Below are 22,424 nucleotides of genomic sequence, written 5' to 3'. Positions count from 1 at the left end.
GATGCAGCCCCTGCCTCCGCTGTCGCAGCCGGTGCCCCACTCGGTCGGCCTGGGCCGGCCATCGCACCGCCTGCCCGCAGGGGCCTGCGACAGCCACATGCACATCTTCGATACGCGCTTCGCGTCGTCGCCGCACTGGCGCCGGCAACCGCCCGACGCGCCCGTGGCCGCCTATCGGCAGCTGCAGCGGCGGCTGGGCACATCACGCACGGTGGTCGTCACGCCGTCTACCTACGGCATCGACAACGCCTGCACGCTCGATGCGCTGGCGCAGCTGGGCGACGATGCGCGCGGCGTGGCGGTGGTGGATGCGCAGGTGAGCGAACCCGCGCTGGACCGGCTCGCCGCACAGGGCATCTGCGGGCTGCGCGTGAACTTCGTGACGCCGCAGTCGTGGGGCACGACCACGCCGGCGATGCTCACGACGCTGGCCCGGAAGGCGGCGAGGCTCGGCTGGCATGTGCAGGTCTTCATGCACCCCGAACAGGTGGTCGCGCTGGCGCCGGTACTGGCGGCATTGCCGGTGCCGCTGGTGATCGACCACCTGGCGCGCATCGACCCGGCGCAGGGCCCCGGTGCCGACGGCGTCGACGCGGTCCGTCGGCTGCTCGACAGCGGCAACACGTGGGTGAAGCTCTCCGGCGCCTACATGCGATCGGCCATCGGCGGGCCGACCTACGCGGACACGTGGCCCCTGGGGCGCGCGCTGGTGCGATCAGCACCGGAGCGCCTGGTGTGGGGCAGCGACTGGCCGCACACCACGGAGGCACCCGCAACCGTGGACGACGCGGCCCTGCTGGACACGCTGCAGGCCTGGTGCGACGGCGACGCGGGCACCATCGACAGAATCATGGTCGACAACCCCGCGCGGCTCTACGGGTTCTCGCGCCGGCCTTCCGGCAGATAGATCCGTCCACGCAACTTCTTCTCTCATCGCCATGTTCCTGATCCAGCCTCCGACCGTCCGAGAACTCACCCTGTTCAGCGCGATGCCCGACGTGTTGCGACGCCCGGAGCGCAGCCCCTGGGCCGATGCCAACCGCGGCGGTGCGGCGACCGACTCCTTCCTGGAGGGGCCGGTGTTCGACGGTGCCGGCAATCTCTACGTGAGCGACATCCCGTGGGGCCGGGTCTTCCGCATCGACCCGCAGGGTGCGTGGACGCTGGTCGCGGAATACGACGGCGAGCCGAACGGCATGAAGTTCCTGGACGCCAGCACACTCCTCATCACCGACTACAAGAACGGCCTGATGCGCCTGGACGTGGCGTCGGGCGTGGTGCGCCCGTACCTCGAGCGTCGCAACAGCGAGCGCTTCAAGGGCGTCAATGACCTGATCTTCGACGCAGAGGGCAATCTCTACTTCACCGACCAGGGCCAGAGCGGCCTGCACGACCCCACGGGGCGGCTGTTCCGGCTGCGTCCGAGCGGCCAGCTCGACCTGCTGCTGAACAACGTGCCGAGTCCCAACGGCGTGGCGCTGTCGCCGGACGGCAAGGTGCTCTACCTGGCGGTGACCCGCGGGAACTGCGTCTGGCGGGTGCCGCTGCTGCCCGACGGCAGCGTCTCGAAGGTGAGCCAGTTCTTCACGTCCTACGGCCCGAGCGGCCCGGACGGGCTGGCGGTCGACACGAAGGGCAACCTGCTCATGGCCAACCCGGGGCTGGGTTGGGTCTGGGTGCTGAACGCGCGTGCCGAACCCGTGCTGGTCCTGCGCGGGCCCGCCGGCGCGTCCATCACCAACATGGCCTTCGGCGGTACGGAAGGTCGCACGCTGTACGTGACGGACTCGACGCACGGAAGGATCTTGTCGGCCTCTCTAGAAGATCCGGGTGTGCGGCTCCACCAGGGAACGGGCACCGTCGAGGATTCGACCTCGCCGCGTCACGTGCGCTGACGAGCGGCGCCGCGCCTCAGCGCAGCACGAGCGCCGCGACCACGGCGATCACCACCAGGGCGGCGATCGTGAGATTGCGGCGCCAGCCGTTGCGGTACTGTTCCTGCTGCTCGAGGCGGCTGCGCAGCGTCAGCTCGCCGAGACGCGAGGGCACGGTGTCGGGTTCGTCGTCGTAATCAGCGCCGTGGAAAAATTTGGGCATGAAAATGGCTCGGCAGGCAGTCCCGCGGGGTTCGGCACGCGGGGGGGGCGTTGAAAAGACACCGCTTGCGCGGCGCCGGAGAGGATTTGGAAATGGTCGTTAACCAGCCCAAATTCTGTAACAAAGCCGCCGATTTGTAGTACTGATGTTTTCATTTTCGTGCGCATTTCATTCGTTTCGTGAATTTATGCACACGTAAAGCGGGCCTCGCCGCCACGCCTTGCGCCGTTCAGGCCCGGGATGCGTTCACCGGGCGAACTGGACGGTCTTCCAGTGCCTGATGGCGCCATGCGTTCGAGCGGGTGCGTGAGATGCTTGCAGCGTCTCGGGCCTGTCCCGATCCCGAGTTCGGTCACCCCTGGAGCGACGCCATGAACACCCACCACGCCCGACTGCAGCCGCAAGACCCCTTCGCCGCCAAGCTGGGCGTGTACGTCGTGCGTGTGGGTCTTGTGATGACCCTCGTGGGGGTCGTTGCGTCGTTGTTTCGCGGCTGATCGTGGGGCCCGCCGTGGCCCCCGACTGTGCGATGCCGGCCCGACGCCGGGCCGGCCCTGCGTCAATTCAAGCTGGCGGTGTTTTCGCGCATGTGGCGTGCAGCCATCAGGATGGACATGTGCGCCTGTTGCAGGCCGCTGCTCTTGTCGTCGGCGGCCACCGTCAGCATGGGCTTGTTGTCGAGCCGGAAGCTGCACAGCAGCAGCTTCGACGCGGCGAGCTTCACGATCTGCGACAGCGACATGCTGGCCAGCAGTTCTGCCAGTTCCGGGCCGATGCCCAAGCGAAACATCGCGGCTGCCTTGTCCTGCTTCACCAGCTTCTGTGCCAGCAGCATGTAGGCCAGATTGATGTCGCCGATTTCCTTGTGCACCTCGGCCACCGCGCCGCTGTCGTTCGAATCGATATCCACTTGAAACTCCGTGTTGAACCAACTGAAGTAAGTAGACCATCGAGAGTTTTACATTTGTTAACCATCCAGTAGGTGCAGCCGCAAAGCGTGTGAAACAACACATTCTTCGTCAGTGCGGTCCTACAAGCATGGCGCTGAAATCCGAAAAGTAGTGCATACGGGTTACCCCTTGGCACCTCGGATCGAGAGGAGACGGCGAGGAAGCCGACCAGACCGCGTGGTTTTACCAATTCCTAAGTACGCATCGGTGCCGGAGGATCTGCGTGACGGTCCTCGGCGGGTCCGGATCGGGTCGCGCCATGACCGCGTGGCACCTCGATGCTTCGAGCCGCGGCGATAGGACCGCACAATGGCGCACATGACCGATCCCATGGAACGCATGTTTCGACAGGTGGCGGGGCTGTGGATTGCCCCGGAGGCCCCCGTCGTAGCGCCGTGGCGAGCCGGACCTCTGCCTTGTGTGGACCACGACGCCGTGGACTACGAGGGCCTTGCCGACTTTCTGGGCAGGCACTTCTACTGCGGGGAGACCGTGGCGCTCCGGCTGCCGGACGACACGGTCGACCCGGTTACCGTCGAGCCGCGATTGCGCAGTGCGCAGCCGGAACTCGCCCGTTGTCATGATTTTGCCGAACGCCTGCTTCATGCTGCCGTCGATGGTGCGAGCCCGATCCCGGTCCGGCATGCCTGGAGCGCGTTGCACCGCCACAAGGACCGTCGCTGCGCGCCACCGCCGGTCCTGCTCGTCTTTCTGATCGAAGGCTCCTTCGAGGCCGTGACGATCTGGCATGCCCAGGCCTCGATGCGGCTGGGCATTCGCGCGGCCGACCTCAGCGTGCTCCTGTCGGGCGACATGAAGGCGAGCGACCATGACGGCCAGCTCACGGACGAATTGCGTGCCGAACTCGAGCGTCATTTCGGCGTGCCCTACCGGCGCCACTGCAAGCTGTCGAAAATGGTCTCGACGCCGCCTCCGGCCTGGGCGACCAGCGCGGTCCTGGCCCGACCCTAGCGGCTTCAGCGCGGCGTCAGCGAATAGCCTTTCAAGAGGCTAGCGGCGGTCTCCACCGCAGCGACATGCTGTCGGACATGGTGGCTCACCGTGGTCAGCAATTCGTATTCGCCGCACACCAGGCGCCGGGTGGACCCGGGGGCGCCGTCGGTCAGGTCCTGCGGGAAGGCGATGCTCCAGTACGGCCAGTCGGCGGGAAGCAGGTCGATGTCATAGGCCTCCGCCAGGGCGTAGGCGGCGATTGCGGCGGCCTCGAGGAAGCCATGGTCGGGCTGCGCCGCGGGGACGGTGACACGTTCGACGAAGGTCAGGGCGAAGACCACGCGCGCGTCGAGATCCAGCCGCTGATCGGCGATCTCCGCCTCCAGGAAGCGCGGCGCCGAGCGGTCGGCGCCGGAGATGCGGTGACCGCAGATCGCGTGCACGGCCCCGTCTTCGCGCGCGATGAACAGTTTCTGCGGCTGGTGCCCGGGCGCCTTGGCATAGGCGTCCAGCACATCGCCGAGCCGGCGGCGGCGGGCCGCGTCGCAGTAGAGCCGTGCCGGCGCATGGCCGAAGCGAAGCAGGGCCAGGTGGGCGGCATCCTCGATCGATGTGGGGCCCTGATGGCGCGTGAGCTTCTTCAGGTCCGTATCGACCGTGCGCAGCACGGCCTCGACGGCGCTGAGCGGTTGCCCGGTGAGGGCGGCGAGGGCCGCGGCCACGGGGTGCGGATCACCGGGAACGTCACGGATGATGGGGTGAAGCGAGGGTGCGGTCATCGGTGTTGGCAAGGGTCGGCGGCAGGGTCGGCCCGCGGGTGGGAAGCACAGTCTCTTCGGTTTTCTTCGGTGCACCGAGACTACCCCCAAGACCATCCGGTCAAACGTCCGAACAGACCGCGGATTCCGCCTGCGCACGACCGATGATTTGTAACCATCAGGCGATGACGCCGCGTCGCTTGGACGACCCGAGCAACCGGTCCGTCCGCAGGGCCTGCCGCCGCAGCGGCTACACTCCGCGCCGCATGAGAGCCGGTCCCCGGCCCTGCCGCCATGGGCAACCTGGCGAATTCATCTCAGGAAATATTCAGTGAACCGTATCGAACTCGTCGAGAAAATCGCCTCCACCCACAACACCAGCAAGGCCGAAGCGGCTCGCATCCTGGAAACCATCACCGGCGCCATCGTCGGTGCGGTCAAGAAGGGCGACCCCGTGCAACTCGTCGGTTTCGGCACCTTCAAGCAGGTCGCACGCGCTGCACGCTCGGGCTTCAACCCGCAAGCCGGCACCAAGATCAAGATCGCCGCGCAGAAGGTGCCGAAGTTCGTTCCCGGCGCTGCGTTCAAGGCGGCCGTGGACCCGAAGGCCGCCAAGCGCAAGGCCGAGAAGGCCGCTGCAAAGCCGGTCGCCAAGAAGGCCGCTCCGGCCAAGAAGGCCGTGGCCAAGAAGTGAATGCGTGAGTAATGCTGGCGGCAGGTCCGCCGGCAGTCGAGAGACGGCCCTTCGGGGCCGTTTTCTTTGGGGTGGATGGTGCGCGCCGCTGTCGCATCCATGACCCGGTCTCCCAGGGCTTGCCGGCACCATGCCCGCTTCGGATGCCTGCGCATCCCGTCAAAGGAAGACCCGATGGATTTCAGCCTCACGCCTGCCCAGACCGACCTGCAGGAGCGCACCCGCCGCTTCATCGCCGACGAGGTGATCCCGATGGAGAACGACCCGCGGCAGGACGCGCACGGGCCCAGCGAGGCGCTGCGCAACGACCTGGTGGCCCGTGCCCGGGCGCACGGCCTGCTCACGCCCCACGCATCGAAGGAACATGGCGGCCTGGGCCTGTCGCATGTCGACAAGGCCATCGTCTTCGAAGAGGCCGGCTATTCGCCGCTGGGCCCGGTGGCGCTCAACATCCATGCGCCCGACGAAGGCAACATCCACCTGATGGAAGAGGTCGCCACGCCCGCGCAGAAGGCGCGCTGGCTGCAGCCGCTGATCGACGGCCACATCCGCTCCTGCTTCTGCATGACCGAGCCGCCGCCCGGCGCCGGTTCCGACCCGTCGATGATGCAGACGCTGGCGGTGCAAGACGGCGACCACTACGTCATCACCGGCCGCAAATGGTTCATCACCGGCGCCACCGGCGCGGGCTTCGCGATCGTCATGGCGCGCATGGAAGACGGCCGCGCCACCATGTTCCTGGCGGACATGGACCAGCCTGCCATCGTGATCGAGCGGCAGATCGACGCCATGGACAGCTGCTTCACCGGCGGCCATGGCGTGGTGCGCTTCGATGGCCTGCGCGTGCCGGCCGACGATGTGCTGGGCGCCGTCGGCGAGGGCTTTCGCTATGCGCAGGTGCGGCTTGCGCCGGCGCGCCTCACGCACTGCATGCGCTGGCTCGGCCAGGCGCGCCGCGCGCACGAAGTGGCGAGCGACTATGCCCGCCAGCGCCAGGCCTTCGGCCAGCCGCTGGTCGAGCACGAGGGCGTGGGCTTCATGCTGGCGGACAACGAGATGGACCTGCACACCGCACGGCTGGCGATCTGGCACTGCGCCTGGGTGCTCGACCAGGGCGGCAAGGGCCGCCACGAATCGAGCATGGCCAAGGTGATGTGTTCCGAAGCCGAATGGCGCGTGGTCGACCGTTCGGTGCAGATCCTCGGCGCGAGCGGCGTGTCGGGCGAGAGCATCGTCGCGCGCATCTTCAAGGACATGCGCGCCTTCCGCGTCTACGACGGCCCGTCGGAAGTGCACCGCTGGAGCATGGCCAAGCGCATCGCGCGGGGTTAGGCGACCCGTCGCGCGCCGACAATGCGTCTCATGACAAAAACAGAGACAACCCCCGAATTCGACCCGGCCCGCCTGCGCGACTTTCTGCGCCGGGCCATCCCCGGCCTGGACGGCGAGATGCGCCTCGCGCGCATCGGCGGCGGCCAGTCGAACCCCACCTTCTTCGTCGACTTCGACAACCGCGCGCTGGTGCTGCGCAAGCAGCCACCGGGCGACCTGCTGCCCTCGGCGCATGCGGTCGACCGTGAGTTCCGCATCCTGCGCGCGCTGTCGGGCACCGACGTGCCGGTGCCCAATGCCGTGCTGTACTGCGACGACCGCAGCGTCGTCGGCACCCCCTTCTACGTCATGGACAAGCTCGACGGCCGGGTGATGTCGACCTACGCGCTGCCGCAGATCGCGCCGGCCGAGCGGCGCGCCTACTACTTCGCCATGGCCGAGACGCTGGCGAAGCTGCACCGGGTCGACCTGGCCGCCACCGGCCTGACCGACTACGGCAAGCCGGGCAACTTCTTCCAGCGCCAGATCACGCGCTGGATCCGCCAGTGGGATGCCTCGCGCACCCGCGAGGACGCGAACATCGACCGCCTCATCGCCTGGCTACCCGCGAACATTCCGCCGAGCGACCAGACCACCATCGCGCATGGCGACTTCCGCTTCGGCAACCTGATGTTCCACCCGACCGAGCCACGCGTGATCGCGGTGCTCGACTGGGAGCTGTCCACGCTCGGCCACCCCCTGGCCGACGTGGCCTACAGCTGCATGGCCTGGCACACCGGCGCCGACGAGTTCGAAGGCATGCGCGACATCGACCTGGCCGCCGAGGGCATCCCGACGCAGGCGGAGTACGTTGCGCACTACCAGCGCAGCGGCGGCTGCGCCGAGCCGGTGACGAACTTCCACCTGGCCTTCTCGCTGTTCCGCTTCGCGGTGATCCTCGAAGGCATCGCCGCGCGTGCCAAGAGCGGCAGCGCGGCGGCCGACGATGCGGTGCAGGTCGGCGCGCAGGCGGCCGGCTTCGCCCGCCGTGCGGTCGCGCTGATCGATTAGCGCCTGCGCCTGCCGATCAGGACCTGGGGCTGCGGCGGGCCAGCGCCAGGATGTCGACCCCGAACGAATAGGCGAGCGCCGCCAGCCCGGCCCCGGCGATCATGCCGGCCCATTCCGGTGTGACGATCGGGCCGAGGCAGACGATGAGCGTGACGATCTGCACCACGCACACCGTCTTGCGCCGCACGCTCGGCGGCAGGGGCTCCGCGAGCCAGGGCCAAGCGCCGGCCGCCAGCACAAACGCATAGCGCAGGGCGCCGGCCGCCAGCACCCAGGCGCCGGTCTTGTCGAGGGCCAGCACCAGCACGCTGAGCACCGCGATCAGCAGCGCATCGGTCTCCATATCGAATCGCGCGCCGAAATCACTGCCTTGGCCGCGCCGGCGGGCGATGGCACCGTCGGCCGCATCGAGCAGCGCGCCGACGGTCGCCAGCCCGACGGCGAACCAGGCCAAGAGCGGCGTGTGCAACGCCGGCTCGCCGACGCTGGCGGCCAGCAACGCGACCAGCGCCAGGCGAAAGAGCGTGATGCCGTTGGCGGCGCCGAAGCGCCGCTGTGGCGCGTGCGTCGGCAGGGCACGCCACACGAGGGCCGATGCGACGCCGAACACCGCGATCGCCTTCGGCACGAACCATGCGCCCATCCCTGCCGCGACCGTGACCCCGGCGGCCACAGCGACCAGGCCGAGGCCGGTGCACGCCATCACGAATGCCGCGTCGCGCCGGAGCGCGGCATGCGCATCGCGGGTGTCACGTGTTTCGCGCTCGCTGGTGCGGTGCGGTCGCGGTGGGGCGGTGTGGCTGAACATCGTCTTCACTAAGATCGGTCATCGCCGAATCGGCCAGCGTCCGGGTGCCGCCGTGGCGGCAACGAAATGAGCATGCCAGCAATTCATCCCCCTGTGGTGTCCGATGACTTCTACGCCTGCTGGACCGAGGCGCCTGGCCGCGCCGCGATCCGCAGCGGCACGCTCGGGCCGGTCGGCGAGGGCGACGTGCGGGTGCGCGCCCTGCACAGCGCCGTGAGCCGCGGCACCGAGCTGCTGGTGTTCAACGGCGAGGTGCCCGAGAGCGAACACGCGCGCATGCGTGCGCCGTTTCAGGAGGGCGAATTTCCCGCGCCGGTGAAGTACGGCTATGCCAGCGTCGGCGTCGTCGACGCGGGGCCGCCTGCACTGCAGGGCCGGGCCGTCTTCTGCCTGTACCCGCACCAGACGCACTACGTCGTGCCGCAGGGCGCCGTGCACCGGTTGCCCGACGGCCTGCCGCCCGCGCGGGCGGTGCTCGCGGCCCACATGGAGACGGCGGTCAATGCGCTGTGGGACGCCACACCGCGCGTCGGCGACCGCGTCGCGGTGGTCGGTGGCGGCGTGGTGGGCCTGCTGGTCGCGTGGCTGGCCTCGCGCATGCCAGGGGTGCAGGTCGAGCTCGTCGATGTTCGCGCCGAGCGGGCGCAGGTCGCCGCGCGCCTGGGGCTGGCCTTCGCCTTGCCGGCCGAGGCCACCCCCGACGCCGACCTCGTCGTGCATGCCAGCGGCCAGTCGGCCGGGCTGGTCACGGCGCTGGGGCTGGCCGGTTTCGAAGCGACCGTGCTCGAGCTGAGCTGGTACGGCCGCCGCGCCGTCGCGCTGCCGCTGGGCGAGGCCTTCCATGCCCGGCGGCTGACACTGCGCAGCTCGCAGGTCGGGCATGTGGCCACCGCGCAGCGCGGCCGCTGGACACACGCGCGGCGCATGGCGCTCGCGCTGTCGCTGCTGCGCGACCCGGTGCTCGACACACTGGTCACCGACGCCGCATCCTTCGATGATCTGCCGCAGGTGCTCGCGCGCCTGGCCGCCGGTGCGCCCGACACGTTGTGCCATCGCATCGACTACGCCTGAACCTCCTGTTCCGAAAGACCGCCGCCATGTACAGCGTCAACGTCCGCGACCATTTCATGATCGCCCATAGCTTCCGCGGCGAGGCCTTCGGCCCGGCGCAGCGGCTGCACGGCGCCACCTACGTGGTCGACGCCGAATTCCGCCGCCGCGCGCTCGATGCCGACGGGATGGTGGTCGACATCGCCCTCGCGACCGAGGTGCTGCGCCGCGTGCTGGGCGAACTGGACCTGCGCAACCTCGACGACGACCCGGCCTTCGCGGGGCAGAACACCACGACCGAGTTCATGGCACGCGTCATCTTCGATCGCATCGCCGCGGCGAGCGCCGCAGGGGAACTGGGCGCGCACGCCGGCGGACTCGAATCGCTGCGTGTGCGGCTCAACGAATCGCACGTGGCCTGGGCGGCCTACGAAGGCCCGTTGAACGACGCACAGGCCCATTGAGGCGCACTGCACGCCGCATGTCGCGCGACTGCATCTTCCTCGTGCCCGGCGACTGGGACAGCCGCACCGGCGGCTACCTGTACGACCGCCACATCGTCGATGGCCTGCGCGCCGCCGGATGGCGCGTCACGCGGTGCTCGCCGGGCGACGGGTTTCCGCAACCGGATGCCACCGCCCGCGAGCAGGCGCGCCGGGTGATCGACGCGTTGCCCGACGGTGCACTGGTGGTGGCCGATGGGCTCGGCTTCTCGGCCTTGCCAGATCTCGTCGCACAACACGCACGGCGCTTGCGCTGGGTGGCGCTGGTGCACCACCCGCTGGCCTTCGAGTCGGGGCTGTCGCCGGCCGAGCAGGCTCGGCTCTTCGACAGCGAGCGGCGTGCCCTGGCCTGCGCGCGCCATGTGGTCGTGACCAGCCCCTCGACCGCGCAGACGCTCGCCACCTTCGACGTGCCGTCCGAGGGCATCACGGTGGTGGAGCCGGGTACCGATCGCGCGCCCCAGGCGACGGGCGGCGGTGCGGGTGCCGGTGCCCTGTCGCTGCTGTGCGTGGCGACCGTCACGGCGCGCAAGGGCCACACGGTGCTCATCGAGGCGCTGGCGGGCCTGCCGGACCGGGCGTGGCACCTGCACTGCGCCGGCAGCCTGGCGCGCGACGACGCGACGGTCGCTGCGGTGCGCGCCGGCGTCGCGCGCCATGGCCTGGCCGCGCGCGTCACGTGGCACGGCGAAGTCGATGGGCCGGCGCTCGAGGCGCTCTACGCCCAGGCCGACCTGTTCGTCTTGCCGTCCTTTCACGAGGGCTACGGCATGGCGCTGGCGGAAGCGCTGGCCCATGGCCTTCCGATCGTCAGCTGCGCGGCGGGCGCCATCGCCGACACGGTGCCGGCCAGCGCCGGCGTGTTGGTGCCGCCCGGCGATGCCGATGCCTTGCGCGATGCGCTGCGGCGCCTGATGGACGACGCGGACTGGCGCGCCACGCTGGCCGCCGGCGCACGTGAGGCGGCCGAGCGCCTGCCGACCTGGGACGACGCCGGCGCGCGCTTCGCGGCCGTGCTCGATGCGGTGGCGCCATGAGCGGCTTCAGCGCCGACTGGCTGGCGCAGCGCGAGCCCTTCGACCGCGCGGCGCGCGCGTCGGCCGCCGCTGCGTTCGACTGGAAGGCCCTCGCGACGCAACTGCGTCACGAACGCACCGGCGATGCCGCCATCACCGTGCTGGACCTCGGTTGCGGCACCGGCGCGAACCTGCGCGAGCTCGCGCCGCGTCTGGGCGGGATGCAGCGCTGGCGCCTGGTCGACCATGATGCGGCGCTGCTGGCCGCGGTGCCCGAGGCGCTGATGCGTTGGGCTCGGCCGCACGGTTGGCGGGTCCGGCCGAGCGGCGACGGTTTGCGCGTCGACGGTGGCGGTCTCCAGCTCGACATCGCGTGCGTGCAGGCCGACCTGGCGGCAGATGCCGACACCGTGCCGTTCGACGGCGCGCAGCTGGTCACCTGCGCCGCCTTGCTCGACCTCGTGTCGGCGCCTTGGCTCGAGGCGCTGGTGGCGCGATGCGCTGGCATCGGTGCCGCCGTGTGCTGGGCGCTCAGTGTCGACGGCCGTCTCACGTGGACCGATGCGGAGGCCGACGACGCGTTGGTGCACGAGGCCTTCCGTGCACACCAGCGCCGCGACAAGGGCTTCGGCGCCGCGCTCGGCGACGCCGCGGTGCAGGTGGCCACGCAATCCCTGGCGACCGCCGGCTATCGCCTTCAGGGCGCGGAAAGCGACTGGGTCGTCGACGGCACGCGCAGCGCCGCCGATCGCGCGATGCTGCGTGCCCTGGTCGATGGCATGGCGAATGCCGCGCGTGAGCAATGCCCGGCGCACGCGCGGCCCATCGATGCCTGGCATACGCGTCGTCTCGCCACGCTGGGCGCGACGCGCCTGCGCGTCGGCCACATCGACCTGCTGGGCTGGCGCACTGCGGACGATTGACGCGCACCGTGCGGCCGTCAGGGCCGGCGCACCTCGAGCGCCTGCCGCGACCAGTACGGGCCGTTCAGCTTGTCCAGCCGCACGTCGCCGCCGCTCGACGGTGCATGCACGAACTGGCCGTTGCCGACGTAGATGCCGGCATGGGTGGGGCGCCCGCCGCCGAAGAGCACCAGGTCACCGGTCTGCAGGTCGCGGCTGTCGACGGGCTGGCCGAAGCCGGCGAGCTGCGCCACGGTGCGCGGCGGGGCCACGCCGGCGCTGCTGCGGTAGACGTAGTTGATGAGGCCGCTGCAATCGAAGCCGCCGTCGACCGTGTTGCCGCCGTAGCGGTAGGGCGTGCCGACCAGTCCGAGCGCGTGGATGGCGATGTCCTGTGCCTGCGTCGGCGTGAGGGCGCTGTAGGCGACGGGTGCGCGGCCCTTCGGTGCGGGGCCGCTCGCGCAACCCGCCAGGACGAGACCGGCGCTGACGACGCCGACACGCAGGAGCGTGTCGAACCGGGCGTGCTTGACGTTCATGCGCGAATGGTACGGCGCCAGATCAGCCATCCGTCCCGTCACTTCCGCGGGAACTGCACCCGCGCCGCGCGCGTGATCGCGGCCACGCAGGGGTGCGTGATGCGCCGCTCGACCGAGATGCCGAAGAACTCCTCCACGAGTTCGGAGGCGCGGCCCATCACCTCGACGCCGTACTGCGCGCAGGTTTCGTCCTCGAGCACCGTGGGCGACATGAAGACGCCGCGGCCTTCGCCGCCGAAGGCCTTGAGCAAGGCGGCGTCGTCGAATTCGCCGATCAAGCGGGGGCGCAGCGCGTGCTCGGCCAGCCAGAGGTCCAGCCGCTGCCGCATCGCGGAGGCCGAGCCCTGGATGAGCATCGGCGCGCCGTCCAGGCATTGCGGAAAGGGCTGCGTCAGCGTGCGGTGCAGGGCCGGCGCGGCGAAGAAGCTCATGCCGGTGATGCCCAGCGTGTGGTTGAAGGCCTTCACGCTGGTCTGCTTGCCCATCGGCTCGTTGGCGATCACCAGGTCGAGCCGTTGCACCGACAGCTGCCCCAGCAGGTCGCGGAAGTGGCCTTCGTGGCAGATGAGGCGCACCGGCTCCGACACGGAGAGCGCCGGCTCCAGCAGGCGGTAGGCCATGGCCTTGGGCACGGCGTCCGCGATGCCCACGCGGAAGTGCAGGGTGCGCCCGCCGCCGCGCTTGTTGCCGACGGCGGCCTCCAGTTCCGCGCCCAGCGTGAAGATCTGTTCGGCATAGCTGAGCGCGGTGCGGCCCTCGGCCGTGAGTTCGACGCCGCGCCCGTGCTTCTGGAACAGGTGGCAGCCCATCGATTCCTCCAGCAGCTTAATCTGGGTCGACAGCGTCTGCGGCGTGATGTGCAACTGTTCGCCGGCGCGCACGATGCCGCCGGCCTTGGCCGCCGCCCAGAAGTAATAGAGGTGCTTGAAATTCATGGCTCGGACCAAATACTAAGCTTTAAGCGAAGTAATGATGCCGAAAATTCGACTTTTCTCGAAGCCTCGATAGGCCTACAGTCCACTTCGACTCTTTCCCTTTCCACCAAGGACATCACATGAACGAGACCCTTTCCAGCTACGGCGCCCATGGCGCCCTGGCCACCCCGGCGCAGCGCAACCAGGTGCTGCGCAACACCTACTGGCTGCTCGCCTTGTCGATGGTGCCCACGGTGCTGGGCGCCTGGGTCGGCGTCGCCACGGGCCTCACGCGTGCCATGTCGCCGGGCATCGGCATGGTCGTCTTCCTGGTCGGCGCCTTCGGCTTCATGTTCGCCATCGAGAAGACCAAGAACTCGGCCGCCGGCGTGCCGGTGCTGCTGGCCTTCACCTTCTTCATGGGCCTGATGCTCTCGCGCCTGGTGGGCTCGGTGCTCGGCCTGGCCAACGGCGCCGGACTGATCATGACGGCCTTCGCCGGCACGGGCGCCGTGTTCCTGGGCATGGCCACGCTGTCGTCGGTGATCAAGCGCGACCTGTCGTCCATGGGCAAGTGGCTCTTCATCGGTGCCATCCTGCTGCTGGTCGCGGGCATCGCGAACTTCTTCATCCAGTCGAGCGCGCTGATGATCACGCTGTCGGTGCTGACCATCGGCATCTTCTCGGCCTTCATCCTGCACGACCTCAAGCGCGTGAAGGATGGCTACGAAACCAACTACATCAGTGCCACGCTGGGCGTGTACCTGAGCCTCTACAACGTCTTCCAGTCGCTGCTGATGCTGCTGGGCATCGGCGGCGGCCGCGACGAGTGATCTGCGTTTTCCGTTCATCGACCCTGCGCCAGAAAGGAACAACACCATGCGCCTGAGTACCAAGGGCCGCCTTGCGGTCGTTGCCATGATCGACGTCGCCCTGCATCGCAAGACCGGGCCGATCTCCCTGGCTGTCTTGAGCCGTCGTCAGCGCATTTCGCTGTCGTACCTCGAGCAGATGTTCGCCGACCTGCGGCGCCATGGCCTGGTCGCGTCGACCCGCGGTCCGGGCGGCGGCTACGGCCTGGGCCGCGATGCCGCGTCGATCACCGTGGCCGACATCCTGTTCGCCGTCGATGGCCCGGCGGACGACGCCGGTGCCAAGAGCCGTGCGAAGGCGGCGGACGACGCGCAGCGTTGCGCCACGCCCGAACTGTGGGACTCGCTCAGCCGCAAGGTCGTCGAGTTCCTGGACTCGGTGAACCTGCAGAAGCTGGTCGAGGACCAGATCGCGCTCGGCGTGCAGCTGCATTCGCAGGAAGAGCCCGCGGCCAAGCGCCCCGAGCCGCTGCGCGCGGCCGTCAAGCCGTCGCGCCCCAATGCGCCCAACTCGGTGTTCGAACTGGCGCGCTTCGGTATCGCCGGCTAGACGCCAATCGATGCCGCGGTGCCGTGCCCGAGCAGGGCGCTGGCCACCGTGGCTTCGCGCCGCACGGCGGTCGCGATCGGTCCGTCGGCCGATGGATCGAAGCCGCCGCTGGCCCCCAGCGCGGTGAGCACGGCGCAGACGCGTCCTGTGTAGTCGTAGACCGGCGCCGCCACCGCGCTGATACCGCGCAGATAGGTGTCCTGCACCGGTGCGCAGCCGGCGGCCAGGATGTCTCGCCGCAGCACACCCAGCGGGTCTTCCGGATCGAGCTGGCGGCGCAGTTCGGCGGGTGCCGCCATCATTTCTTCCTCGGCCATCGCGCGCACGCGCGATTCGTCCAGGAAGCCCAGGAACGCCCGGCCCGTGGCCGACCACAGCATCGACAGCACCGACCCCACCCGCGCATTGACCGTCACCGGCAGGCCGGGTTCCTCGAAGCGCACGATGGTCGGCCCCTTGTTGCCCATCACCGCCACGAAGCAGGTCACCTCCAGGGACTCGCGCAGGCGGACCAGGGCCGGCTCCGCCACGCGGATCGGGTCGGCCTGCCGCATGGCAGCCAGGCCGATCTGGATGGCCTCGGCGCCGAGGTGGTAGTGCTGCGAGCCGCTGTCCTGCACCACCAGCGCCTCTTCCACCAGGCTCGCGAGGTAGCGGTGGACCTTGGCGGGGCTCTCGCCGACGTGGGCCGAGAGCGCCGTGAGGCTGGCGCGCCCGCCCAGGCGGGCCAGGCCCTTGAGTACCGCCATGCCCATTTCGGCGGATTGCACACGTTGGCGCCTTTCCCGATCGCGCGGGGGTGTGGGGTCGACGGAAGAAGAGGTGGGTTTCTTAGAAGTCGGCATCGGACGAAGCGTCGGGATCAGGGTTGGCACGGAGAGGTGAATTACGCACTGCGTACTACGATTACGCAATAGTTCTTCCCCCGATACCGACACCTCCCAGCGAAAGAGACACGATGAAGAAATACCTCGCCTGCGCCTTGCTCGCCCTGCCGATGTGGGCCGCGACGAACGCCGCCGCCCAGCCCGCCGCCTACCCGTCGAAGCCGATCCGTTGGATCGTGCCGTACGCGGCCGGCGGCGGTTCCGACTTCCTCGCCCGCACCATCGGCCAGACGCTGTCGACGCAGGTCGGCCAGCCGGTGCTGGTGGACAACAAGCCGGGCGGCAACACGGCGCTGGGCGCGGCCGAGACGGCGCGTGCCCCGGCGGACGGCTACACCGTGCTGTCGGCCGACAACGGCACGATGGTGTTCAACCCGGCGCTCTACAAGTCGCTCAGCTACAGCCCCACGAAGGACCTCGCGCCCGTCACGCTGATGGGCCGCTTCCCGATGATCCTGGTGGTGGGCGCCAACAGCGGCATCGCCAGCGCGCAGGATTTCATCGCGCAGGCGCGCGCCAAGCCGGGCAGCATGAACTACGCGTCGGCCGGCGCGGGCAGCCCGCACCACCTGGGGATGGAACTGCTCAAGGTCCAGTCGAAGGTGTTCATGGTCCACGTGCCCTACCGCGGCGCGGCGCCCGCGCTGGCCGATGTGGCCGGCGGCCAGGTGCCGGCGATGATGGTGGACATGGCCGCCGGCGCCGGCTTCATCAAGGGCGGCAAGGTCAAGGCGCTGGCCGTGGCCAACGCCACGCGCCTGCCGCAGCTGCCCGACGTGCCGACCTTCGCCGAGCTCGGCATCAAGAACGTCGAGGCCGCCGCGCTGGTCGGCATGGTGGTGCCCGCAGCCACGCCGCCGGACGTGGTCAACGCGCTGAACAAGTCGGTGGTCGCAGCCATCAACGAACCCGGCGTGCGCAAGCGCCTGATCGACTTCGGCGTCGAGCCGGTGGGCAACACGCCGGCGCAGTTCGCAGAACTGCTGCGCAACGAGACGACGCGCTGGCAGAAGCTGATCACCGATCTCAAGATCACCCTCGATTGAGCGCGGAGCGAACGGCATGACGACGGCGATCGACCCTCGCGCGCCGGTGGCCACGGGCTGCCCTGTGGACCACCGCGCGTTATCGGCGCAGGCAGCGCCCAACGGGTGCCCCGTCAGCCATCGCGCCGCCGCCTTCGACCCCTTCGAAGAGGGCTACCAGCAGGACCCGCCCGACTATGTGCGCTGGGCGCGCGAGCAGGAGCCGACCTTCTACAGCCCCAAGCTCGGCTACTGGGTGGTCACGCGCTACGAGAGCATCAAGGCGATCTTCCGCGACCACCACACCTTCAGCCCGTCGATCGCGCTGGAGAAGATCACGCCGACCGGTGACGAGGCGAATGCGGTGCTCGCGTCGTACGGCTTTGCGCTCAACCGCACGCTGGTGAACGAAGACGAGCCGGCGCACATGCCGCGCCGCCGCGCGTTGATGGACCCGTTCACGCCCGACGAGTTGAAGCACCACGAGCCGATGGTGCGCGCGCTGGCGCGCGAGTACGTCGACCGCTTCATCGACGACGGCCGTGCGGACCTGGTCGACCAGATGCTGTGGGAAGTGCCGCTGACCGTGGCACTGCATTTCCTCGGCGTGCCCGAGGAAGACATGGACACGCTGCGCGAGTATTCGATCGCGCACACGGTCAACACCTGGGGCCGCCCCAAGCCGGAAGAGCAGGTCGCCGTGGCCCACGCCGTCGGCAACTTCTGGCAGTTCGCCGGCAAGGTGCTCGACAAGATGCGGCAGGACCCGGAGGCGCCGGGCTGGATGCAGTACGGCATCCGCAAGCAGCGCGAGCAGCCCGAGGTGGTCACCGACTCGTACCTGCATTCGATGATGATGGCCGGCATCGTCGCGGCGCACGAGACCACGGCCAATGCCACCGCCAACGCGATGAAGCTGCTGCTGCAGCACCCGAGCGTGTGGCGCGAGATCTGCGAAGACCCGAGCCTGATTCCCAATGCGGTGGAAGAGTGCTTGCGCCACAACGGCTCCGTCGCCGCCTGGCGGCGCCTGGCGACGAAGGACGTGCAGATCGACGGCATCGAGATCCCGGCCGGCTCGAAGCTGCTGATCGTCACCTCGTCGGCCAACCACGACGACCGCCACTTCGCGGACGCCGACCTGTTCGACATCCGCCGCGACAACGCGAGCGACCACCTGACCTTCGGCTACGGCGCGCACCAGTGCATGGGCAAGAACCTGGCACGCATGGAGATGCAGATCTTCCTGGAGGAGTTCACGCGCCGCCTGCCGCACATGCGGCTGGCCGAGCAGCAGTTCAGCTACGTGCCGAACACGTCGTTCCGCGGGCCGGAGCATCTGTGGGTCGAGTGGGACCCGCAGCGCAACCCCGAGCGCATGTGCGCCGAGGTACGCGACGCGGCGGTGCCAGTGCCCGTGCGCATCGGCGAACCGTCGCGCCACGCGATCACGCGGCCGGTGGTGGTCGAGCGCATCACGCCGGTGGCCGACGGCATCGTTCAGCTGCGGCTGGTCGCGCCCGACGGCCGACCGCTGCCGCGCTGGACGCCTGGCTCGCACATCGACGTCGAATGCGGATCGCCCGATCGCTCGCGCCAGTACTCGCTGTGCGGTGACCCGGCCGACACGCACGCTTTCGAGATCGCGGTGCTGCGCGAGGCCGACGGCCGGGGTGGCTCGGCGTGGATCCATGCGAACGTGCGCGTGGGCGACCGCCTGAAGATCCGCGGCCCGCGCAACCACTTCCGCCTCGACGAGTCGCGAGACAAGCTGGTGCTGATCGCCGGCGGCATCGGCATCACGCCGATCAGCGCGATGGCGCGCCGCGCGCAGGCGCTGGGCCTCGACTATGCGCTGCACTACAGCGGACGGCGACGCAGCGCGATGCCTTTCATCGACGAGCTCGCCGCGTTGCACGGCGAGCGGCTGCATCTTCATGTGAGCGACGAGGGCGGTCGCAACGACCTGCCTGCGCTGCTCGCCACGCCCGAGCCCGGCACGCAGATCTACGCCTGCGGCCCGGTGCGCATGCTGCAGGCACTCGAAGTGTGCTGCGCCCATTGGTCCGACGATGCATTGCGGATGGAGCATTTCGAATCCACCCTCGGCGCGCTCGATCCGTCGAAGGAACAGGCTTTCGAGGTCGAGCTGAAGGATTCGGGCATCGTCGTGCAAGTGCCGGCCGACCAGACGCTGCTGCATGCCCTGCGCGCCGCCAACATCGACGTGCAGAGCGATTGCGAAGAGGGCTTGTGCGGCTCGTGCGAGGTTCGGGTGCTGGCCGGCGAGGTCGACCATCGCGACGTGGTGCTCATCCGCGCGGAGCGCGACGCCAACCAGAAGATGATGACCTGCTGCTCCCGCGCCTGCGGCGGCCAGCGCCTGGTGCTGGAACTGTGAAGGCTTGCAACGCCGGCTGAACTTCGGACGGCGAGCGTTGTCAGAAACGGCTTCGCGTTACGCTCGCCGGTCCATGCCTTCGTTCCTCCGTTCTTTTCTCCTTGGGGTTGCCCCCCTGTGCGCTGCTGCAGCGGCCGGCGCCCAATCGCTGCCAGCGGGCGTGCAACTGGGCATGAGCCCCGCTGAACTCCAAGCCGCGCTGCCCGATGCGCAACGCGTGGCGCGGCCACAGCGCCTAGCCGGTGGCCTGGCCGGCACGTGGCGCGGTGCCTCGACGGCCATCGCGGGACTGACCTTTGAGCCGACTTTCTACTTCGCCGGCACCGAATTGCGCCGCGTCGAGTGGCTGGCCGATGCCGGTGCATTGCCCGACCACGGCGCGAGCGCCTTTGATGCGCTGCTGGGCTGGGGCCGCGGCCGCTTCGGCAACGAGCTGGCCTCGCGCGACCCGGGTACTCGCTACGCCGCCTGGGTCGCCGGCGACACCGATGTCTATGCGCAGTTGGTGAATGGCGAACGCGGGGCCAGCGTGCGCCTGGTCTACAAGGTGCGACAGCTCAAGGACGCGAGCGAACTCTGAATTTCCGCCCCCACGCGCTCAGTCCTCCTTGAGCATCCCGCGTTCTTCGATGAAGGCCACGACCTCGGCCAGGCCGGTGTTGGTCTTCAGGTTGGTCATCACGTACGGGCGCTGCTTGCGCATGCGCTGCGTGTCGGCTTCCATCACGCCCAGGTCGGCGCCCACGTAGGGCGCGAGGTCGGTCTTGTTGATGACGAAGAGGTCGCTCTTGGTGATGCCGGGACCGCCCTTGCGCGGAATCTTCTCGCCAGCGGCCACGTCGATCACGTAGATGGTGAGGTCGCTCAGTTCGGGGCTGAAGGTCGCGGCCAGGTTGTCGCCGCCGCTTTCGACGAACACGATGTCGGCGTCGGGGTGTTCGACCAGCATGCGGTCGATGGCTTCGAGGTTGATCGAGCAGTCTTCGCGGATCGCGGTATGCGGGCAACCGCCCGTTTCCACACCCATGATGCGCTCGGCCGGCAGCGCGCCCGAGACGGTCAGCAGGCGCTGGTCTTCCTTCGTGTAGATGTCGTTGGTGATGGCGATCAGGTCGTACTGGTCGCGCATCGCCTTGCAGAGCATCTCCAGCAGCGTGGTCTTGCCGGAGCCGACCGGCCCGCCGATGCCCACGCGCAGGGGCGGCAGTTTCTTGGTGCGGTTGGCGATGTGGTGCAGGGGGGAGGCCATGGTGCGTCTCGTTCGAAAAAGTCAGCTCCTGAAGAGCCGGGAATACTGGGTTTCGTGCCGCGCCGAGTGGATGGCGAGCATCGGGGAGAAAGCCTGGCGCTCGTCGTCGTCGAGCGCGATGGCGTGGTCGACCGCGGCAGGAATCTCGGCGGACAGGCGGCCCAGCATGCGCTGGCCGGCGCTCTGGCCGAGCGGCACGGATTTCACGGCGGCGCCGATCATGTTCTCGGCCCAGCCGAAGGCGAAGGCCAGGCAGCCGTCGCGCACGCTGGCCTCTGTTCGGCTGGCCGCGAAGGCGAAGGCCACCGGGTAGGTGATGGTGATGGACAGCCCCTCGAACTGCGCGGCGACGTCGTCATGGTGCAGTTTCAGCCACTCGACGAAGGAACGGCCCATCTGCTCGGTCTGCAGCAGGAACTCGGTGGACTCGCGCGTTTGCAGCACCCAGGCGTTGAGCGCCGCGATGCGCGCGGCGTCGACACGGCGCCAGGCGGGGATCGACTGCGCCACCACCGGCAGGTCGCCGCGCGCGAGGCCCAGTTGCAGTTGGTCGACGATCCAGTCCGAGGCGCGCGCTTCGCTGTCGATCCCGCCCCACTCGACGCCGGCCTCGATGCCTTCGGAGTAGGAGAAGCCGCCGATCGGCAGGGCCGGCGAGGCCAGCCAGATCAGCTGCAGGAGGCTGGCGGCGGGCATCGCACCCGCGGTGTCGGTCATCCGTGCGAGTGGTCGTGTGCGTGGTGGTGCCCATGATCGTGCGAGTGGTCGTGCCCACCGCCGTAGGCATCCGGATGCAGCACCGGCCCGACCGGTGCGGCGCCATGCGAATGGCCATGGCCATGGTCGTGTCCATGCCCGCCGCCGTGCGCGGCATAGGCGCCGCCTTCGGGCTCGAAGGCTTCGTCGGCTTCACGGACGATCAGATGCATCGACCGCAGCATGGCGGCCAGCACATGGTCGGGTTCGATCTTCAGGTGATCGGGCTTGAGCTCGATCGGCACATGCCGGTTGCCCAGGTGGTAGGCCGCACGGGTCAGGTCGAAGGGCGTGCCGTGCTGCGTGCAGTGCGTGATGACCAGCACCGGCTGCGGCGCCGCGACGACCTTGATCAGCGAGCCGTCCTCCGCCACCAGCACGTCGCCGCCACGCACGGCCGTGCCGCGGGGTAGGAACACGCCGATGCGGCGACCCTGCGAATCGACGGTGTCGAAGCGACTCTTCTGGCGCACATCCCAGTCGAGTTCGACCGTGGCGGCGCGCTTGAGCAGCACGGCGGCGAGACCGCCGCCCTGGGGCATGAGTTTGTTGGCGTTGAGCATGGAAGACTTCAGAGGGCGGGAATGTTCACTGGTGGAACGCCACGGTACACAGAGGACGCATTGTCGAGCGCGATCAAAGCATACGCGTCATGAAGCGGCTGTTCGGGTCGTCAATGTACGTGCCGAAGGGCCCGCAGGCTTCGAAGCCGTGTTTCTCGTACAGCGCATGCGCCGGCGCGAAGAAGGGCTGGCTGCCTGTCTCCAGGCTCAGCCGCGCATGGCCCAGCGCCCGCGCTTGGGCGATCACGTGCGCCAGCATCCTGCCGGCGATGCCCTGGCCGCGCAGCGAGCCGGCCGTACGCATCGACTTGAGCTCCGCGTGCCCGTCGCCCAGACGCTTCAGGGCGGCCGTCGCGACCAGCGCCTCGCCCGTCGGCCCATCCACCCACCCGGTCCAGAACCGGATGTCGGGCTGGCGCAAGCCATTCAGGTCCAGCGCATGCACGCTCTCCGGTGGTGAAACCCGACGCATGTCGGTCAGGTGTTCCTCGAGAAACGCGGCGATGCGCGGGTCTTGCAGGTCGTCCAGGCGAATGCGCAGGTCTGCCGCCATC

At 69.1% G+C, this 22,424-nt stretch carries 27 protein-coding genes; 16 read left to right on the top strand and 11 right to left on the bottom strand.

What is annotated here, in order from left to right:
* The first annotated feature begins 1 nt into the window (after position 1).
* Positions 2 to 907, top strand: coding sequence for an amidohydrolase family protein (locus tag QTH86_RS26020; protein ID WP_286649060.1), 906 nt, complete (start codon positions 2 to 4; stop codon positions 905 to 907).
* 31 nt (positions 908 to 938) lie between these two features.
* On the top strand, positions 939 to 1,895 hold the full coding sequence (locus tag QTH86_RS26015) for an SMP-30/gluconolactonase/LRE family protein (RefSeq protein ID WP_286649059.1): 957 nt from the start codon (positions 939 to 941) through the stop codon (positions 1,893 to 1,895).
* Between the two features lie 16 nt (positions 1,896 to 1,911).
* Here the strand turns inward: QTH86_RS26015 and QTH86_RS26010 are convergent, their stop codons facing one another.
* Entirely contained in the window at positions 1,912 to 2,097 is a 186-nt protein-coding gene (locus tag QTH86_RS26010; protein ID WP_286649058.1) for a hypothetical protein, read from the bottom strand.
* A gap of 371 nt (positions 2,098 to 2,468) precedes the next feature.
* Here QTH86_RS26010 and QTH86_RS26005 point away from each other — a divergent pair, with 371 nt between their 5' ends.
* Complete coding sequence (locus tag QTH86_RS26005; RefSeq protein WP_286649057.1) at positions 2,469 to 2,594, top strand: hypothetical protein; 126 nt, start codon at positions 2,469 to 2,471, stop codon at positions 2,592 to 2,594.
* Positions 2,595 to 2,656: 62 nt separating this feature from the next.
* Here the strand turns inward: QTH86_RS26005 and flhD are convergent, their stop codons facing one another.
* A complete protein-coding gene (flhD, locus tag QTH86_RS26000) occupies positions 2,657 to 3,007 on the bottom strand; it encodes a flagellar transcriptional regulator FlhD (protein ID WP_286649056.1) in 351 nt (116 codons plus the stop codon).
* A 358-nt stretch (positions 3,008 to 3,365) separates the two neighbouring features.
* Here flhD and QTH86_RS25995 point away from each other — a divergent pair, with 358 nt between their 5' ends.
* Positions 3,366 to 4,019, top strand: coding sequence for a hypothetical protein (locus tag QTH86_RS25995; RefSeq protein WP_286649055.1), 654 nt, complete (start codon positions 3,366 to 3,368; stop codon positions 4,017 to 4,019).
* Between the two features lie 5 nt (positions 4,020 to 4,024).
* Here the strand turns inward: QTH86_RS25995 and QTH86_RS25990 are convergent, their stop codons facing one another.
* The gene (locus QTH86_RS25990; RefSeq protein ID WP_286649054.1) at positions 4,025 to 4,780 is read right to left on the bottom strand and encodes a hypothetical protein; all 756 of its coding nucleotides are present in this window, start codon (positions 4,778 to 4,780) and stop codon (positions 4,025 to 4,027) included.
* A gap of 310 nt (positions 4,781 to 5,090) precedes the next feature.
* Here QTH86_RS25990 and QTH86_RS25985 point away from each other — a divergent pair, with 310 nt between their 5' ends.
* From QTH86_RS25985 to QTH86_RS25975, 3 genes are all read left to right on the top strand, one after another.
* A complete protein-coding gene (locus QTH86_RS25985; protein WP_286649053.1) occupies positions 5,091 to 5,453 on the top strand; it encodes an HU family DNA-binding protein in 363 nt (120 codons plus the stop codon).
* 174 nt (positions 5,454 to 5,627) lie between these two features.
* Entirely contained in the window at positions 5,628 to 6,785 is a 1,158-nt protein-coding gene (locus QTH86_RS25980) for an acyl-CoA dehydrogenase family protein (RefSeq protein WP_286649052.1), read from the top strand.
* Positions 6,786 to 6,815: 30 nt separating this feature from the next.
* Positions 6,816 to 7,835, top strand: coding sequence for a phosphotransferase family protein (locus QTH86_RS25975; protein WP_286649051.1), 1,020 nt, complete (start codon positions 6,816 to 6,818; stop codon positions 7,833 to 7,835).
* 16 nt (positions 7,836 to 7,851) lie between these two features.
* Here QTH86_RS25975 and QTH86_RS25970 read toward each other — a convergent pair whose 3' ends face one another.
* A complete protein-coding gene (locus tag QTH86_RS25970; protein ID WP_286649050.1) occupies positions 7,852 to 8,643 on the bottom strand; it encodes a CDP-alcohol phosphatidyltransferase family protein in 792 nt (263 codons plus the stop codon).
* A gap of 72 nt (positions 8,644 to 8,715) precedes the next feature.
* Here QTH86_RS25970 and QTH86_RS25965 point away from each other — a divergent pair, with 72 nt between their 5' ends.
* The 4 genes from QTH86_RS25965 to QTH86_RS25950 are packed head-to-tail and all read left to right on the top strand — an operon-like array spanning position 8,716 to position 12,135.
* Positions 8,716 to 9,714 carry a zinc-dependent alcohol dehydrogenase gene (locus QTH86_RS25965; RefSeq protein ID WP_286649049.1) on the top strand — a complete coding sequence of 333 codons (999 nt, stop codon included), beginning with the start codon at positions 8,716 to 8,718 and terminating at the stop codon, positions 9,712 to 9,714.
* 26 nt (positions 9,715 to 9,740) lie between these two features.
* Positions 9,741 to 10,157, top strand: coding sequence for a 6-pyruvoyl trahydropterin synthase family protein (locus QTH86_RS25960; RefSeq protein ID WP_286649048.1), 417 nt, complete (start codon positions 9,741 to 9,743; stop codon positions 10,155 to 10,157).
* A 17-nt stretch (positions 10,158 to 10,174) separates the two neighbouring features.
* A complete protein-coding gene (locus QTH86_RS25955; RefSeq protein WP_286649047.1) occupies positions 10,175 to 11,233 on the top strand; it encodes a glycosyltransferase family 4 protein in 1,059 nt (352 codons plus the stop codon).
* Positions 11,230 to 12,135: a class I SAM-dependent methyltransferase gene (locus QTH86_RS25950; protein WP_286649046.1), complete on the top strand. Its 906-nt coding sequence runs from the start codon at positions 11,230 to 11,232 to the stop codon at positions 12,133 to 12,135. Before QTH86_RS25955 ends, QTH86_RS25950 begins: the two co-directional genes overlap by 4 nt.
* A gap of 17 nt (positions 12,136 to 12,152) precedes the next feature.
* On the opposite strand, the gene QTH86_RS25945 is transcribed toward QTH86_RS25950, so the two are convergent.
* Together QTH86_RS25945 and nhaR are read right to left on the bottom strand one after the other, a co-directional pair.
* Positions 12,153 to 12,653: a C40 family peptidase gene (locus QTH86_RS25945; RefSeq protein WP_286649045.1), complete on the bottom strand. Its 501-nt coding sequence runs from the start codon at positions 12,651 to 12,653 to the stop codon at positions 12,153 to 12,155.
* A 38-nt stretch (positions 12,654 to 12,691) separates the two neighbouring features.
* Positions 12,692 to 13,588: a transcriptional activator NhaR gene (gene nhaR / locus QTH86_RS25940; RefSeq protein WP_286649044.1), complete on the bottom strand. Its 897-nt coding sequence runs from the start codon at positions 13,586 to 13,588 to the stop codon at positions 12,692 to 12,694.
* Positions 13,589 to 13,707: 119 nt separating this feature from the next.
* Between nhaR and QTH86_RS25935 the strand changes: the two genes are divergently transcribed.
* Positions 13,708 to 14,400, top strand: a complete 693-nt coding sequence (locus tag QTH86_RS25935; protein WP_286649043.1) for a Bax inhibitor-1 family protein — start codon at positions 13,708 to 13,710, stop codon at positions 14,398 to 14,400.
* A gap of 46 nt (positions 14,401 to 14,446) precedes the next feature.
* Positions 14,447 to 14,989, top strand: a complete 543-nt coding sequence (locus QTH86_RS25930) for an Rrf2 family transcriptional regulator (RefSeq protein ID WP_286649042.1) — start codon at positions 14,447 to 14,449, stop codon at positions 14,987 to 14,989.
* On the opposite strand, the gene QTH86_RS25925 is transcribed toward QTH86_RS25930, so the two are convergent.
* Positions 14,986 to 15,834 (bottom strand): IclR family transcriptional regulator, encoded by an 849-nt coding sequence (locus QTH86_RS25925; RefSeq protein ID WP_286649041.1) that lies wholly within the window; start codon positions 15,832 to 15,834, stop codon positions 14,986 to 14,988. The two genes, QTH86_RS25930 and QTH86_RS25925, sit on opposite strands and share 4 nt — an antisense overlap.
* Positions 15,835 to 15,947: 113 nt before the next feature.
* On the opposite strand from QTH86_RS25925, the gene QTH86_RS25920 reads away from it, so the two are divergent.
* The 3 genes from QTH86_RS25920 to QTH86_RS25910 all read left to right on the top strand — a co-directional run bounded on the left by QTH86_RS25920 (position 15,948) and on the right by QTH86_RS25910 (position 19,882).
* Entirely contained in the window at positions 15,948 to 16,922 is a 975-nt protein-coding gene (locus QTH86_RS25920; protein ID WP_444814101.1) for a Bug family tripartite tricarboxylate transporter substrate binding protein, read from the top strand.
* Between the two features lie 16 nt (positions 16,923 to 16,938).
* Positions 16,939 to 19,302, top strand: coding sequence for a cytochrome P450/oxidoreductase (locus QTH86_RS25915; protein WP_286649040.1), 2,364 nt, complete (start codon positions 16,939 to 16,941; stop codon positions 19,300 to 19,302).
* Between the two features lie 172 nt (positions 19,303 to 19,474).
* Complete coding sequence (locus tag QTH86_RS25910; protein WP_286649039.1) at positions 19,475 to 19,882, top strand: hypothetical protein; 408 nt, start codon at positions 19,475 to 19,477, stop codon at positions 19,880 to 19,882.
* Between the two features lie 18 nt (positions 19,883 to 19,900).
* Here the strand turns inward: QTH86_RS25910 and ureG are convergent, their stop codons facing one another.
* The 4 genes from ureG to QTH86_RS25890 all read right to left on the bottom strand — a co-directional run bounded on the left by ureG (position 19,901) and on the right by QTH86_RS25890 (position 22,423).
* Positions 19,901 to 20,551, bottom strand: a complete 651-nt coding sequence (gene ureG / locus QTH86_RS25905) for an urease accessory protein UreG (protein ID WP_286649038.1) — start codon at positions 20,549 to 20,551, stop codon at positions 19,901 to 19,903.
* A gap of 21 nt (positions 20,552 to 20,572) precedes the next feature.
* Positions 20,573 to 21,268 carry an urease accessory protein UreF gene (locus QTH86_RS25900; protein WP_444814100.1) on the bottom strand — a complete coding sequence of 232 codons (696 nt, stop codon included), beginning with the start codon at positions 21,266 to 21,268 and terminating at the stop codon, positions 20,573 to 20,575.
* The gene (gene ureE / locus QTH86_RS25895; protein ID WP_286649037.1) at positions 21,265 to 21,870 is read right to left on the bottom strand and encodes an urease accessory protein UreE; all 606 of its coding nucleotides are present in this window, start codon (positions 21,868 to 21,870) and stop codon (positions 21,265 to 21,267) included. The genes QTH86_RS25900 and ureE overlap by 4 nt, the downstream gene beginning before the upstream one ends.
* A gap of 73 nt (positions 21,871 to 21,943) precedes the next feature.
* Entirely contained in the window at positions 21,944 to 22,423 is a 480-nt protein-coding gene (locus QTH86_RS25890) for a GNAT family N-acetyltransferase (protein ID WP_286649036.1), read from the bottom strand.
* Position 22,424 lies beyond the last annotated feature (1 nt).

It is taken from the genome of Variovorax sp. J2L1-78 (assembly GCF_030317205.1).
GTDB lineage: Bacteria > Pseudomonadota > Gammaproteobacteria > Burkholderiales > Burkholderiaceae_C > Variovorax > Variovorax arabinosiphilus.
Note: the sequence above shows the minus strand (reverse complement) of the source record. Positions and strands in the feature narration are given on the sequence as shown.